This window comes from Thalassospira lohafexi, from assembly GCF_002844275.1.
GTDB classification, from domain to species: Bacteria; Pseudomonadota; Alphaproteobacteria; order Rhodospirillales; family Thalassospiraceae; genus Thalassospira; species Thalassospira lohafexi.
Map to the genome: position 1 here is coordinate 642,406 of NZ_NXGX01000002.1, position 13,621 is coordinate 656,026.

Genomic DNA, 13,621 nt, shown 5'->3' on the forward strand with positions numbered 1-13,621 from the left:
GTGTGGATCAGATTTTTTATTGCAGGAAGATCAAATAGTGAGATAATTGATGCATGAAACGCATCAATCTTGATACAGACGAACTCCGCTCTTTCTGCATTTTGGCAGAAACCGGCAGTTTTCGTCAGGCCGCTCAACGTCTTGGTGTTTCTGGCTCAACGCTCAGCCGACAGATCAGTCGCCTTGAAGACCGCACGCAGGCACGTCTGTTTGACCGCGATACCCGAAATGTTGCCCTTACCGATCAGGGCCAAACCTTCCTCAGGCTCGCCGAACGTGTCCTAAACACCACAGAATCTGCTCTGGCAGAGTTCGACACCTATCTCAATACCCGACGTGGAAAACTGACAATTGCGGGATTGCCGTCTGTGACCGCCGGACTTTTGCCGCCCTTGATTTCCGACTTTATGGATGCCCACCCCAATGTCGATGTCCAACTCAACGACATGTTGTCCGAAGGTGTCCTGCGTGAAGTTGAAATGGGCCGGGCCGACCTTGGCTTTACCGCCGGTGTGGTTGAAAACAGTGACAATCTTTCATTTCAGCGCCTTCTCAGCGACAAGTTCATTGCCGTCGGCGCGCCCGACAGCTTTCTAAAAGAAAACCGCACCTACCACTGGGAAGAAATCCTCTCACAGCCGATGGTCGCAATGTCACGCGAAACAAGTGTGCGCGCATTGATTGATGCGGCCTGTGCCCAGAATAACCTGCTGTTTCACCCCCGGTTTGAGGTCGCCCATCTGGCCACTGCCGGTGCGCTTGTGTCACAGGGTCTATGCATCACCGCACTGCCTTCCTTGACCTTGCCGGTCCTTGGTCGGTCACCCCTGATCTTCAGGCCGCTTGAAAGCCCGGTTCTGCTGCGTCAAATTGGCTTGATCTGGCGATCAGGCCGGACGCTGCCACCGGCCGCACAAGCCTTCCTCAATCTGGTCCGAAGCCGTAATCTAAGCGCCCTGGCCCCCAACTCGACCATTGAAAACACCATTTTATCGCCAACATCATAGCAGTACCCGCAATGTGGAAGCCCACATCACCGCACTGTTTTGACATTCAGGTGAATGGATGTTTGCCTGTCGGGCCACAACCCAAAGGCGACCCGATCCACGTTCTTTGATGATTATGCTTTTGTTACCATTCAAAGGCTGGTCAAGGGCCGCTCCCTATGCTAGCAAGCAGCACACCATATCATAACGCTTCAGGACCGGAATTTATGGCCGATTACGATGTCAAGCCGCTGATAACGGCGGACGAAATTGCCACCAAGATTGATGCACTTGCCGCCCGGATCAATGAAAGCTTCAAAGACACCGAAAAGCTGATTGTTGTTGGCTTGTTGCGCGGGTCTTTTGTTTTCATTGCCGATCTGGCCCGCAAACTGACCGTCCCGGTCGAAGTTGATTTCATGGTCGCGTCAAGTTATGGCGACAGCACCGAAAGCTCGCGCAATGTGCGCATCATCAAGGATCTTGATGGTCAAATCCGGGGCAAGGATGTGCTTCTGGTCGAAGACATCATTGATACCGGCTATACGCTTTCCGAAGTTGTCCGCCTGCTCAATACCCGCGATCCCAACCGTCTGGAAATCTGCACGCTTTTGAATAAGCCGTCGCGCCGCGAAGTCGAAATTCCGATTGGCTTCTGTGGTTTTGATATTCCCGATGAATTCGTGGTTGGCTATGGCATTGACTATGCCCAGAACAACCGCAACCTGCCCTATATCGGCACGGTGCATTTCCACGGCGAATAAGCCGGAAGAACGTCCAAAGACTTAAAAAAATGGCGGGAAGCTGATGCTATCCCGCCGTTTTTGTATCTTCATCCGGGTCGGTATCTTGCACCGGCTTGGACATTGGCCTGTCAAACACGCCCAGCGCCTCCAGATCCGTCATCATCTGATCGAACCCGGTTTGCATGTGGGGCTTGTTGCCCTGCCCGGTCGCAAAGCCGGTTGTCGCCGCATGGAGCAAAAGATCAAACAACACGTCGTCTTCGGTGCGCCCCGCTTTTTGCGGTGCGTCGGCTGTCTGTTTGGCAATGCCTTCACCCGGATCGCGTTGCGCCATAATCGCAAGCCCGACCAGTGCGATGACGATCAAACCGCCGCCAAAGGCAACGGCTGCGGCAATCGCACCAAATTTTGCCGCCACGGCCATAAAGGCCGCTGCCAGCAAAAAGCCGATCCCGATCAGAAAGGTAAGCCCGATCACGGCAAAAACCGCAAGCCTTGCGGCTGCGGCCTTTGCCAGATCAGTTATCAGATCGGTCAGTTTATCAATTAACTGATCGATCATTTCTGAAGCAGACGACCAATCAGCATGCCCACACCAAATGTCAGTGCGACAGAGGCCAGCGGACGGTCGCGGACATGATCCACGGCTGCGTCGCGCGCATGATCAAACTGGTCACGCGCCTGACCGGACACCTCGCGGATGCGTTCTGCTGCGGCCTGCGTTCGGCTATGTGCCGCATCGCTCCCCATCGTCTTCAGGGTCTTGGTCACTTCAGCCAGATCTTTGCGAAGTGCATCGACATCGGCCTGAAGTTTGGCATTCTCAGCAGTCGTCTCGGTCTTGGTCACCATGGTTTTCTCCTGTTGTCTTGAAAACAGCAACACACACCTAACGTGCTAGCCCGCCAATCAGTTCCACACTGAATTGTGATATTTTGTGGGCAATGATGAAAACCGGCCTGTACATTTCATCAATCACGCAGAAATCCGCGCCATACAATGACAAAACGGCCCGCGTGGGAGGCGGGCCGTTGTTCCCTATCGGAAATTCTGGGCGGAATGGAGCATATGAATGCCCCTCGGGGGTGGGTATCCCCGTTACGTTGGGTCAGTAAGGCAAACCAACGTAATTTTCCGACAGGGTGGTTAATCCTGCTTTTGACGACAGGATATATTGTAATTCGGCCTCACGAATGCGGCCTTCAAACTGGTTATGATCATCAAAGGTATGCAGCATCGAGGTCATCCACCACGAAAACCGCTCTGCCTTCCAGACACGTGCTAAAGCCGTATCGGAATAGGTATCAAGCAGATCAGATCGATTGTTCTTGTATTTCGCAATCAGCGCTTCTGACAGGTAATGCACGTCACTCGCCGCCAGGTTCAGCCCCTTGGCCCCGGTTGGCGGCACGATATGGGCCGCATCACCCGCAAGGAAAAGCCGCCCGTGTTGCATCGGTTCGGCGACAAAGCTGCGCAGTGGCGCGATGCTTTTTTCAAACACCTCCCCCTCATTGACCAGTTCGGCGTCTTCTTCGCCAAGCCGGGTGCGCAGCTCGTCCCAGAAACGGTCATCGGACCAGTCTTCGATCTTGTCAGAACTTGGCACCTGCACATAATGGCGCACCACCGTTTCTGATCGCATCGAACACAGCGCAAACCCACGGTCATGCTTGGCATAGATCAGCTCATCGGCCACCGGTTTAGCATGCGCCAGAATACCCAGCCAGCCAAACGGATAAACTTTTTCAAGCTCTTTCACACCCGGCATCGTTTTGCGGCCAACACCATGGAACCCGTCGCACGCCGCAACGTAATCACACGTCATCTCGACCATATTGCCGTCTTTAACGTACCGGACACACGGCTTGTCGCCGTCGATATCCTGCAGGCTGACGTCTTCTGCTTCAAAAACAATCTCGCCGCCATGGGCAAGGCGTGCGGCAATCAGGTCCTTGGTGACTTCGGTCTGGCCATAGACCATCACCGTTGACCCACCGGTCAGTTCTTCGATGTTCACATGGGTGCGCTTGCCGTTCAGGCTGATGTAAATGCCGCCGTGGATGATGCCTTCTTTTTTCATCCGCGCATCAACGCCAACCCGTTCCATCAGGCCAACCGTCCCCATTTCCAGAACGCCCGCACGAATGCGGCCTTCGACATAGTCGCGGCTTTTGCGTTCAAGGATCACCGATGAAATGCCCTGCACATGCAACAGATGCGACAACAGCAACCCGGCCGGGCCGGACCCGATAATGATAACAGGAACATGCATGGCGATTTCCTCACAAGATCATTGTTTTTCTGTTCCTGCTTGAATGGAACAAGAACAATTCTATTGCGGAAATACTACGCCTGTTGGCCAGCGGGCAGAATGGACAAACCGGGATAATAATTGGACAAATCGAACATCTATGACGCCGAAGTTATACGTCACAGCCAAAATGGTTTCACACCGGACCAACGTCCCGATTTGCAACACAACATCACCAACCGGTCATCTGTCGCCTGTTGATGGGGTCGGCACTGACGCAAGACATGCATGCCATTTCTGGCACAGTTCCAGCCCCTGATCGGACGCCATATAACGGTCGAATTCTTCCCAAAGCCGTTTGCCATCAGGATGTTGCCGTGAAAACAGGATAAACATGTCGTCTGTTTTTATCGGTTCTGACGCACCGTAAAGCGTGGCGGCCTCTGCCCCAAGGAACTCCACCATATCCGAACGCCCGACTTGTTCTTCTTCAACAAAGACATCCGCCCGCCCGGCATTGAGGAACCGCCACGCGGATTCCGGGTTGGTGACGATATCGGCATCAATCCCCAGCCGTTGATAGGCTTGCTCATACCAATAAGACCCCACGCCAACCGGACGCAGGCCAAGTGTCGCGATATCGCGAAGGGATGAAATATCCAACCCGCCTGGAAACCGTGATTTTTTGTAAAACACCTTTTGATAGGCGCGCGCAATCGGGTGATCGGGAATGTAAAACGCCTCGGCCCGGTCCGCCGTCGACAGCCATGAAAATGTCCCGACATAATCGCCTTGCCGGGTCTGCTCAGACGCACGCTGCCACGGCAGGAATTCAAGACGAACCCGATATCCCATGGCCCTGAAAACATCCATCACCCGCTTGGAATGAATACCGAAATTTTCGATATTTTCGCCAATCATCGGGGCCCATTCCCCCACAGCGAAAACAACCTCAGACGCCAAGGCGGACGCAGGCTTGCCATCTTCGGCGCGAACACCCTGTGTCGCACTGCAAAGGCTCCCGGCACACATCACGACAGCCAGAAGCCAGCGTCTCAACATCATCAATGGTCCCCAACTGTTATGGCATTTATCTCCGCCCCGACTGGGTGTGGCCTGCACCGTCTTGACACCTCATGATATGGATGGATCTTATAAAACATATGGGTCTTGGTCTGGGCATTTTAAAGCCAGCAGAACCACCATGCCAACACATGCGCCCCATCGCAATACGCATTATTTTTCATCAAAACAACATCTTGCATAAAATTTAACCTTGCGACTGTCGCCCTGCCACAATCGCTGTGCTAAGCTCTCTTTCTGACCGTCCGTTAACGGTCACCCGACAGTTTGAAAAAACCGCAACAGAACGGGACGATGCAACAAACACGCACCATCGCCATCTTTACCGATCTTGACGGCACCCTGCTTGATCATGACGACTATCGCTGGGATGCGGCCCGCCCGGCCATAGAACGCATAAGATCGCTCTCGATCCCCTTGATCGCCGTGTCGTCAAAAACCCTTGCCGAACTTGACCATATTCAGATGAATTACGGCCTGTTTGACGGCTTGATTGGCGAAAATGGCGGGGTCATCTCACTGGATGGCGAAGTTGAACAACCCGGTCCATCATCGCAAACCATTGATTCCGCCCGCGACGCAATCATCGCCGCCGTGAATGTCCCATTGGGCAGCTTTCGCACCGTCCCGCCAGAAATGATTGCGACAGAAACCGGACTGACGCTTGATGATGCCATCCGGGCCGGGCAACGCCATTGCTCCGACCCGTTGATCTGGCAACCAAGCGAACAGGACATTGAAATCGCGACTGACATCGCCAGCCAATTTTCGCTAAAACTGGTCAAAGGCGGTCGGTTCCATACCCTGTGTGGCCCGTCAAACAAGGGGGCCGCGATGAAACGAATGCTTGAACGCCTTGTCGTCTCGGGAAGACTGGGTGCTGGCGATGGAGATGGCGCCGGAGACACCCACGCCACCAAAACCGCCATCACCACAATTGCGCTGGGTGATTCCGCCAATGACATCCCGATGCTGGCCGCGGCCGATATTGCGGTACAAATCCCACCCAAGCGCGGCATCCGCTCCGAACCGCTTTTGACACATTCCGACCTTCGGATTGCGCCCTATCCCGGCCCGGAAGGCTGGAACGCCGCGCTGCAGTCCATTCTTGATCAAATCATCAATACCAATAAGAAAAGCGAGGTACTTCATGGCTGATTTCCATCAGGGCGGCCCGATCACGACCCTGCACCGCATTCTTGACCGCAACCCCGAAGAACTCGCCTATGAAATGAGCGCCTTTGCCCGGCAACGGCGTCAAACCCTGATCCTGCCGTGCCTCTATTCCGAACTTGAAACCCCGGCCATGACCACAATCGTCGAGGGGCTTAAACAGGCCACCTATATCGATCAGATTGTCGTTGGTCTGGACCGCGCCAATGCGCAGCAATACCTCCATGCGCGCGAATTTTTCAAAGACCTGCCGCAACATGTGCGCATTCTGTGGAATGATGGCCCGCGCCTGCGCGGCGTGCATGACCGGCTGGCCGAATTTGATCTGGCGCGCTATGAACCGGGCAAGGGCCGCAATGTCTGGTACTGCATGGGCTATACACTGGCATCGGGCCGCAGTTCCGTCATTGGCATTCATGATTGCGACATCGCGACCTATACCCCGGATCTTCCGGCCAAACTGATGTACCCGATTGCCAATCCGGCGTTTAACTTCGCCTTTGCCAAGGGCTATTACGCCCGCGTTGCCAATGGCACGCTCAAGGGCCGGGTCTGCCGTCTGTTTGTCACCCCGCTGATCCGCGCGCTTAAACAGGTTGTCGGCAAAACCGATTTCCTTAATTACATGGACTCATTTCGCTATTCGCTGTCGGGCGAAATCGCCATTCGCACCGATGTTGCCTATGGCCTGCGCGTCGCATCCGATTGGGGGCTCGAAGTTTCCATGCTCTCGGAAATGTATCGCAACCATACGGTCCACCGCCTGGCCCAGGTCGATATCGCCGATATTTATGATCATAAGCACCGCGATTTTGACCCCGCCGAAAAGGATGACGGCCTGTCGCGCATGGCAAGCGACATTGCCAAATCGCTGTTTCGGAAATTGGCCACACAGGGCACGATTTTCTCGCACGAAACCTTCAGAACACTCAAGGCAACCTATTACCGCATGGCGCTTGATCTGATCGAACAATACCGGGCCGACGCCATGTTTAACGGTCTTAAGATCAACCGCGACGAAGAAGAAAAATGTGTCGAGGTCTTGTCCGAAGTCATCATCAGTGCCGGTCAGCACTATCTTGAAAACCCGCTCGAAAGCCCCTTCATTCCAAGCTGGCAGCGCGTTGAAAGTGCCATGGGCGACATTTTCGAACATCTTTCAGCAGCAGTCGAAGATGACCTCAATGACATGGATATCGGCAAACCCTAAGCCGTATTCAGGACATCAAATCGCGCATCGGAAAAATGGCGAGGAAGATTTGAAGCCGATCTTCCTCGCCAATGTGCTTGCGCGTAATCGGCAACAACAGCCGAACGCCGTTGCGCCAGTCTTTCTGGAAAATCTGTAACATGTGAATTTGCGGCTGGGCTGTGGTTCGTGCCAGTGACATCGACGCGTGCAAAGACGTTGAATAGTGAAAATCAATTTCGCGGGCATAGGCACCGCGCCAGTCTTCACCGGTCAGCGCAATGATGTTCTCCCCTTCCAGCAAAATCTGAAAATCATCCTTGTCGGCTTGATATTCATAAATGCTGATGTCCTCGATCCATGGCGCAAGCGTTTCCGGGGTGAAATCATCGCGGGTTGGCAAGCCCCCCTCACCCTGCCCGGCATATTGCTGCCAAAGCGCCAGCAACCCATATGCCTCGGCCGGGGCATCTTGCGGTAAGGCTTCCTTTGCAAATTCCTTGGCCTGAATCGTATGTTGCGTTGCCATTCTTTAACTTTCAAATGCAATGCATTGGTTCATACGCAAACCGCACACCAAGGATTTGATCAATCGGATCGCCGAACCGGTCAAAGGTTTGCACCGGCAACAAAACCCGAAGCCACTGCCGTGGTTCACCAGAAGCACTGACAATACGTACATAATGGAATGTCGGCTTTTTTTGACGCATGGTCTTAAGCAAGGCCGCCATCAAGCAGGTCCCGTATTTAAGATCAATTTCGCGCGGCGTGCTGTTTTGAAAACTTTCGCCGTTGTTCGCTACGATTGACGGCGCGTCAATCCGCACCAGAAAATCTTCTCTGACCGGCTGATACTCATAAATGCAAATATCATCGCGCCACTGACGCAACCGTTCCGCACTTAAAACCTTGCGCGTCGGAAGTGCGCCATTTTCCATCTGCGCACAGGCATCGCGCCACGTATCGACAAAGCAAATAATTGACTTGTCGATATCGTCCGGAAGGCCCGACAGTTCAACGTCCGTTGATTCCAGCATTCTGTGCCGCCAAGCAAAAATTTCTCCCACAAAAATAAGTGGGTAAGCCGCTACTTAAGAACAAGTGCATGCACGCAAAATAGGGGACTTTTCAACACGAAAACTTAACGCCCACGATAGAAAAAATGGGCAACAAGTACCTGAAGGATCCGCTGCCCTGCACGGTCACGTGTTTGCACCGGCAACAACAGCCGAACCCATTCTTCCCAAACTTTTCGCTCCACCCCGATAATATGGAATGCCGGCTGCCTGCTGTCGATGACATCAAGAAGCGTGGCATGCACCCGCGTGCCAAAATCATGATCAATCTGGTGCGGTGAACACCCCTGATAATTCTCGCCACTCGCCGCAATCATGTTTGGCGCATCAATCCGGACAACAAAGTCACGCCGCTCGGGGAAATACTCATAAATGCCAATATCATTGATCCACGGCGCAAGGGTGTCGCTGCTAAGATCTTTTCGGTCGGGAAGTGCATTCGCCCATGTCGCGGCCCGCCACACGTCGAACAATTTGCGCACACGATCAGGCACATCTTCGGGCAAATTGTTCAGACGGGTTTCCTGCGCATACGCCATCGCGCATTCTGTCCTTTAGTATCTCAAACCAAGTAAAAGAGGGGTACACGAACCCCTCCTAACCGCGCAATCGGGATTAGTACCTATACCGGTAAATCATGATGTAATGATTTCAATCTGCACAGCCCAACCAAAAGAAAACGATGACGCAACACCTCTATCGTCACAGATCCCAAGGCAACTGAGGCAGATTGGGAAACTTCAACTCCGAATAGGCTTTACGTTTCATCAGCGCAGTCGCATAGACGGTTTGTTCTTCGCTCTCGGTCGCAACCTGAAAAACAGCAAGGTTTTCCTCTGCACTAAAACCAAGTTCAACAAAGCCTGCTTCCACCATGCCGGACTCTATCCGCACAAGATCATAATGCTTGAAGACGTCTTGACTTTTACCCGCCAGATTAACAGCCCAGTAACCGCACAAAGATGCATCATCAGATATACCAATAAAAGTTACTTCACCGTCAGGTTTCAAAGACAGAAAATAAAGCAGTAATTCATCGGCAAATGGCTTGGTCCTTGGGTCGTTGACCTTAATACCCGATACACCTGAGAGCCGCTCTGCTGCCTTCGTGATTTTTGCCAAATCACCAATGTTGGGCAGACACACGTCATCAAGCACCTGTAAGAAAATATCCTTTTCCTCGACATCAGGATTGGCATTTTGCTTCTTAAGCATACCAATAACGTTGGCAGATAACTCACTTTCTGCTCGAAATGCTGTCGGTGTCATAAACTCAACCGCATCAAGCGATTTCCCATCATCCGTAATTTGCACGAACTGCTTAACAGGAAGGTTCAGATCGTTGCTAAACCCGTAATAAAGATCCTTCATTTTCACGAAATCGGATGACAGCTGCATATCTTCCATCTCAAGATCATATGTAGTTGCCAAGGTGTCAGGGAAATTGATCGAACGCACGGTTATAACGCCGCAAGTCTCGCCCGCTCTTTGTGCGATAACCCCCGCAAACCGGCCATTCAAACCTATTGGATAAATGGTCGCAGTTACCTGTTTGATGCCGATGTAAGCATCTTCGGTACTGGGGTCCTTAATGCTGATTTTACGCGCGGCGGCATCAATTGCCGTTTCATCACCCAGATTGGCAACGCATACGTCACTCATCGCGTTGAGTAAAAAGTCTTTTTGCGCATTCTGGGCACGCATTCTTGCAGAATCGCTACCACCTGTTGTCTGGCACCCGGCCAAAACCAGTAACGAAGCGACAATTCCCCTCGAAATGCGCATCTCCAGCCCCCTGACAGAATGATTGATTTACTTAAAAAGACACATCAAGCAAACCATATCGACTTCAGATTGCAAAGACCAAATGCCCTCACGGGAAATGCCAAACGTCGGCTAAACCGCCATCGCGGCTCCACTAGATTAAACACAAAGAAGTTTTCTCAACTTTATTAGTTTGTTTTCCATGGTATTACAGGTTTGTTCTGTAACGCGATACGCTCGTAAGCATCGTGACTTAAGTACAAGATACGATGCATTGCCCCGACATCATCTTCAGAGAAACTCTCGATGACAGCTAAGTTTGTAATGGGAAAATACCCTAATCGCGCCCAAGATTTATCCGCCTCATAGTCTTCGATTTCAACGATATCAAAATTACCAAACAAATCCCTTAGTCCGGCGGGTGAACCTATCTCCCAATAGCCACATGCATCTCCATCTTCGGTTAAAGACAGAAAAGAACTCGTAGCGGCCTTCATAGTTTCCAAAGGATACGTCTTGAGCGTAAGACCATACGCGGTGAACTCACTATCAGCTCCGGTATACACCTTCTCGCCAGTTAGTTGGGCCGCCTTCTCAAGAATTTGTTTTGGGTTTCCAACATCATTCGCACACACACTTTGTATGACTTCGAACATCATGCCATCTTGAACGATTGATAACTGATCTCCCTTGATGCTCACACGGTCAAATATCTTGTAGGTTAATTTGCGATCTGCAAGAGACACGTCGGGCGCAAGAAAATCGATAAAATCAATTCGGTCATTTTGCCCGGCAACCATACTGTACTGACGAATTGGCAGCCGAATCTTTTCTGATGAGCCATACGTCAACTCAACATCATCATAGTTAAACAGCTCCGAAACCTTTTCTTCCATCGTGACATCCAGTTCACGACGGATATGTTGTGGCATTCTCAGAGATCGATTGGTAGCCAGACCACAAGCTCGTCCTCCTGCATTGGTTACCCAAGCCGTATCCTCATTATCAAGTTTGATTGGATAGAACTTGGTTTTAACGACATCACCTGCAATCACAGTCTCGCTGAAAAACGGTTCGCCATTCGAATACTCAACGGCCGCCGCATCTATAACCTCTCCAGACCCGATGTTTGGAAAGCAAACGTTCTGCAGCACTTCCATTAGATGGTCGCGAAGTTTCTCTCTCCCACCGAAGTGACCGCTATATGTTTTTGATGAATCGTTTTGCGCTAAAAGAACGCTCGGTTCCGAAAGACCCTGCCCGACTATATCACCCCCACCGCCAAAAGATTGCTCAACAGGCACAATGGTAGAGGAAGCAACACCGAGAAGCACTTTATTTGGCGCAGCCTGACCGACCGAAAAAGAAGCTACGGAACTCAAAAAAAACGAAAAAAACCATATCGCTCGCATCAACCTACCTCGAAGTATTTTTATGTTCGGCGGCCCAAGACCAACAAACCCAATCCGCATCAGACGAACAAAAACTTACCTTGATAGCCTAAAGTGCGAATGATGAATCAAACCGGCATCGCATCCCGATATCGCTGCAACAAACGGCTTTCGGTGCGGTTACGGCCATCCAGATTGGAAATCCAGACAATCTGATAGGGTGCGAGCGTCATGATCCCATCATAATCCTCGATCACTTGTTGAGTGATCAAATCCTGCCAGCCCTCGGTCATGATCAGATTGATCTTTGACAGATCAAGGTTCTGTGGCCGCTCGGTCAGGTTAAACACACAGAAAATGCTCTGCTCATTCAAATGCGACTGACGCCACACACCCAGCAAATCCGGGCCAAGGTTGAGCGTATATTGCGTCGCATTGGGATGGAATGCCGGTTGGCCCATGCGGATCGACATCAAGGCGCGCAATTGATCAAATGCCGATTTTGCAGGTCCCTCGTCGCTAAGAACCTTTTCCGCATCTTCCAGCTGCCAGACCTTGCGATTAAGGCGGCGCGGAATGCCGGTTTCCTCAAACGCCCCTTGATCATTTTCGGTCGCCAGAATGGTCTGAACGTAAATCGCGGGAATGCCTTCAAGCGACATGGCAATCGCCTGACTCATAACAAACCGTTCCAGCCCCATGGTCGCCTCACCGGCGAAGTTTTCCGCCAGCATGCTATAAAGCGTGACATTAAGCTCATAAGGCTTCTGCCCGCCGCCCTTAAGTGCACGGTAACTCACCTGCCCGCCCATCCTGACCGCATGATCTTTAAGCCCGTCGATATCTGCATCCGGGATCAGGTTTTCGGCCGGGCGCAAGCCAATGCCATCATGGCTGGCGGTAAAGTTAAAGAACGTACAGCCCGCAGGTGCCGGTGGCATCGCCATGATGCATTTACGGATATAATCGCTCCGCCCGCTCAAAAGCGCATGAATGATCACCGGGGGCAGCGAGAAATTATAAATCAGATGCGCTTCGTCCTGATTGCCAAAATACGACAGGTTTTCGAGCAACGGCAAATTGGTCTCGGTGATGAAAATCGCATCGGGATGCACCGCCGTCGTCGCCAGTCGCAACGCCTTGATGATCTTATGGGTTTGCTCCAGATTGATCGACGTCGTCCCGGCTTCTTTCCAGATAAACCCGATGGCATCAAGCCGCACGACGCGCACCCCGTGCTTAAGGTATTCCAGAACGATTTTCAGGATTTCAAAGAAAACATCCGGGTTGCCGTAATCCAGATCGACCTGATCATAGCTAAACGTGCACCAGACATGTTTTTCACCATCTTTGGTGACAACGTCATTGAGCAACGCATGGCTGCGCGGGCGGACAACGTCGGATAAATCATCGTCCGGGCTGGCGGTCTTGATGTAATCGACCCCCGGCTTTTCCCCGACCAGAAACTGCTGATACCACGGATGGGATGCGGAAATATGGTTGGCGACAAGATCGGCCATCACGGTCGCGTTTTTCGACAACGCATAAACATCATCCCACGTACCAAGCTCCGGGCGGAGCTTGGTAAAATCGCTGACCGAAAAACCGTCATCGGACGTAAACGGATGGAACGGCAGGATATGCACCCCGGTCAACCAGTCTTTCAGCCATTTTTGATGAAATTCGCCAAGGCTTTCGATGCCGTTTTTGCCCGCCTGTGAAATGCTGTCGCCATAGGTGATCAGGAACGCATCGCGCTGATCCCATTTGCGCAAATATTCTTCACTGGGTTCCGGCCCGTCGCCCTCAATCGGAAGACCCAAAACCTCAAACACACGGCGCACCAATTCGGCTTGATCATGGCCGGGATAGACATCCGCAAGCAGGTTGCGCATCGCACTGGCAAACGCAATCCGTCCTGATGTTCCGACAACACGATCCATGGTGGCTCCTTTAGGG

14 protein-coding genes are annotated in these 13,621 nt (G+C 52.1%); 4 read left to right on the forward strand and 10 right to left on the reverse strand.

The genetic code is table 11. From position 1 onward, the window contains the following. Positions 1-53: 53 nt before the first annotated feature. The gene (locus tag COO92_RS06795; RefSeq protein ID WP_101300836.1) at positions 54-1,007 is read left to right on the forward strand and encodes a LysR family transcriptional regulator; all 954 of its coding nucleotides are present in this window, start codon (positions 54-56) and stop codon (positions 1,005-1,007) included. Between the two features lie 206 nt (positions 1,008-1,213). Beyond that, the gene (hpt, locus tag COO92_RS06800; protein ID WP_101300838.1) at positions 1,214-1,750 is read left to right on the forward strand and encodes a hypoxanthine phosphoribosyltransferase; all 537 of its coding nucleotides are present in this window, start codon (positions 1,214-1,216) and stop codon (positions 1,748-1,750) included. 46 nt (positions 1,751-1,796) lie between these two features. Here hpt and COO92_RS06805 read toward each other — a convergent pair whose 3' ends face one another. The 4 genes from COO92_RS06805 to COO92_RS06820 all read right to left on the reverse strand — a co-directional run bounded on the left by COO92_RS06805 (position 1,797) and on the right by COO92_RS06820 (position 5,051). Beyond that, positions 1,797-2,294 carry a hypothetical protein gene (locus COO92_RS06805; protein WP_101300840.1) on the reverse strand — a complete coding sequence of 166 codons (498 nt, stop codon included), beginning with the start codon at positions 2,292-2,294 and terminating at the stop codon, positions 1,797-1,799. Next, positions 2,291-2,584, reverse strand: a complete 294-nt coding sequence (locus COO92_RS06810; protein WP_022732526.1) for an ElaB/YgaM/YqjD family protein — start codon at positions 2,582-2,584, stop codon at positions 2,291-2,293. The genes COO92_RS06805 and COO92_RS06810 overlap by 4 nt, the downstream gene beginning before the upstream one ends. A 256-nt stretch (positions 2,585-2,840) precedes the next feature. Continuing rightward, entirely contained in the window at positions 2,841-4,007 is a 1,167-nt protein-coding gene (pobA, locus tag COO92_RS06815) for a 4-hydroxybenzoate 3-monooxygenase (protein ID WP_101300842.1), read from the reverse strand. A 222-nt stretch (positions 4,008-4,229) separates the two neighbouring features. Further along, positions 4,230-5,051, reverse strand: coding sequence for a substrate-binding periplasmic protein (locus tag COO92_RS06820; protein WP_101300844.1), 822 nt, complete (start codon positions 5,049-5,051; stop codon positions 4,230-4,232). A 312-nt stretch (positions 5,052-5,363) separates the two neighbouring features. Here COO92_RS06820 and COO92_RS06825 point away from each other — a divergent pair, with 312 nt between their 5' ends. Both COO92_RS06825 and COO92_RS06830 read left to right on the forward strand, forming a co-directional pair. After that, complete coding sequence (locus COO92_RS06825; protein ID WP_101300846.1) at positions 5,364-6,227, forward strand: HAD-IIB family hydrolase; 864 nt, start codon at positions 5,364-5,366, stop codon at positions 6,225-6,227. Further along, positions 6,220-7,452: a glycosyltransferase family protein gene (locus COO92_RS06830; protein WP_101300848.1), complete on the forward strand. Its 1,233-nt coding sequence runs from the start codon at positions 6,220-6,222 to the stop codon at positions 7,450-7,452. Before COO92_RS06825 ends, COO92_RS06830 begins: the two co-directional genes overlap by 8 nt. Before the next feature lie 7 nt (positions 7,453-7,459). Here COO92_RS06830 and COO92_RS06835 read toward each other — a convergent pair whose 3' ends face one another. From COO92_RS06835 to COO92_RS06860, 6 genes are all read right to left on the reverse strand, one after another. Next, positions 7,460-7,960 carry a PAS domain-containing protein gene (locus tag COO92_RS06835; protein ID WP_101300849.1) on the reverse strand — a complete coding sequence of 167 codons (501 nt, stop codon included), beginning with the start codon at positions 7,958-7,960 and terminating at the stop codon, positions 7,460-7,462. A gap of 10 nt (positions 7,961-7,970) precedes the next feature. Next, positions 7,971-8,468 carry a hypothetical protein gene (locus tag COO92_RS06840; protein ID WP_101300851.1) on the reverse strand — a complete coding sequence of 166 codons (498 nt, stop codon included), beginning with the start codon at positions 8,466-8,468 and terminating at the stop codon, positions 7,971-7,973. A gap of 104 nt (positions 8,469-8,572) precedes the next feature. Beyond that, positions 8,573-9,046, reverse strand: a complete 474-nt coding sequence (locus COO92_RS06845) for a hypothetical protein (RefSeq protein ID WP_101300853.1) — start codon at positions 9,044-9,046, stop codon at positions 8,573-8,575. 163 nt (positions 9,047-9,209) lie between these two features. Continuing rightward, a complete protein-coding gene (locus COO92_RS06850) occupies positions 9,210-10,292 on the reverse strand; it encodes a hypothetical protein (protein WP_133125048.1) in 1,083 nt (360 codons plus the stop codon). A 167-nt stretch (positions 10,293-10,459) separates the two neighbouring features. Continuing rightward, positions 10,460-11,683 carry a hypothetical protein gene (locus COO92_RS06855; protein ID WP_133125049.1) on the reverse strand — a complete coding sequence of 408 codons (1,224 nt, stop codon included), beginning with the start codon at positions 11,681-11,683 and terminating at the stop codon, positions 10,460-10,462. Between the two features lie 107 nt (positions 11,684-11,790). Then, positions 11,791-13,605 (reverse strand): alpha-amylase family glycosyl hydrolase, encoded by a 1,815-nt coding sequence (locus COO92_RS06860; RefSeq protein WP_101300859.1) that lies wholly within the window; start codon positions 13,603-13,605, stop codon positions 11,791-11,793. Between the last annotated feature and the right edge of the window lie 16 nt (positions 13,606-13,621).

What these genes read in the sequence shown, in the direction of transcription:
- COO92_RS06845 (WP_101300853.1), bottom strand. Translation starts at nt 9,046, where the DNA reads ATGGCGTATGCGCAGGAAACCCGTCTGAACAATTTGCCCGAAGATGTG.
- COO92_RS06805 (WP_101300840.1), bottom strand. Translation starts at nt 2,294, where the DNA reads ATGATCGATCAGTTAATTGATAAACTGACCGATCTGATAACTGATCTG.
- COO92_RS06860 (WP_101300859.1), bottom strand. Translation starts at nt 13,605, where the DNA reads ATGGATCGTGTTGTCGGAACATCAGGACGGATTGCGTTTGCCAGTGCG.
- pobA (WP_101300842.1), bottom strand. Translation starts at nt 4,007, where the DNA reads ATGCATGTTCCTGTTATCATTATCGGGTCCGGCCCGGCCGGGTTGCTG.
- COO92_RS06835 (WP_101300849.1), bottom strand. Translation starts at nt 7,960, where the DNA reads ATGGCAACGCAACATACGATTCAGGCCAAGGAATTTGCAAAGGAAGCC.
- hpt (WP_101300838.1), top strand. Translation starts at nt 1,214, where the DNA reads ATGGCCGATTACGATGTCAAGCCGCTGATAACGGCGGACGAAATTGCC.
- COO92_RS06850 (WP_133125048.1), bottom strand. Translation starts at nt 10,292, where the DNA reads ATGCGCATTTCGAGGGGAATTGTCGCTTCGTTACTGGTTTTGGCCGGG.
- COO92_RS06820 (WP_101300844.1), bottom strand. Translation starts at nt 5,051, where the DNA reads ATGATGTTGAGACGCTGGCTTCTGGCTGTCGTGATGTGTGCCGGGAGC.
- COO92_RS06840 (WP_101300851.1), bottom strand. Translation starts at nt 8,468, where the DNA reads ATGCTGGAATCAACGGACGTTGAACTGTCGGGCCTTCCGGACGATATC.
- COO92_RS06810 (WP_022732526.1), bottom strand. Translation starts at nt 2,584, where the DNA reads ATGGTGACCAAGACCGAGACGACTGCTGAGAATGCCAAACTTCAGGCC.
- COO92_RS06855 (WP_133125049.1), bottom strand. Translation starts at nt 11,683, where the DNA reads ATGCGAGCGATATGGTTTTTTTCGTTTTTTTTGAGTTCCGTAGCTTCT.
- COO92_RS06795 (WP_101300836.1), top strand. Translation starts at nt 54, where the DNA reads ATGAAACGCATCAATCTTGATACAGACGAACTCCGCTCTTTCTGCATT.
- COO92_RS06830 (WP_101300848.1), top strand. Translation starts at nt 6,220, where the DNA reads ATGGCTGATTTCCATCAGGGCGGCCCGATCACGACCCTGCACCGCATT.
- COO92_RS06825 (WP_101300846.1), top strand. Translation starts at nt 5,364, where the DNA reads ATGCAACAAACACGCACCATCGCCATCTTTACCGATCTTGACGGCACC.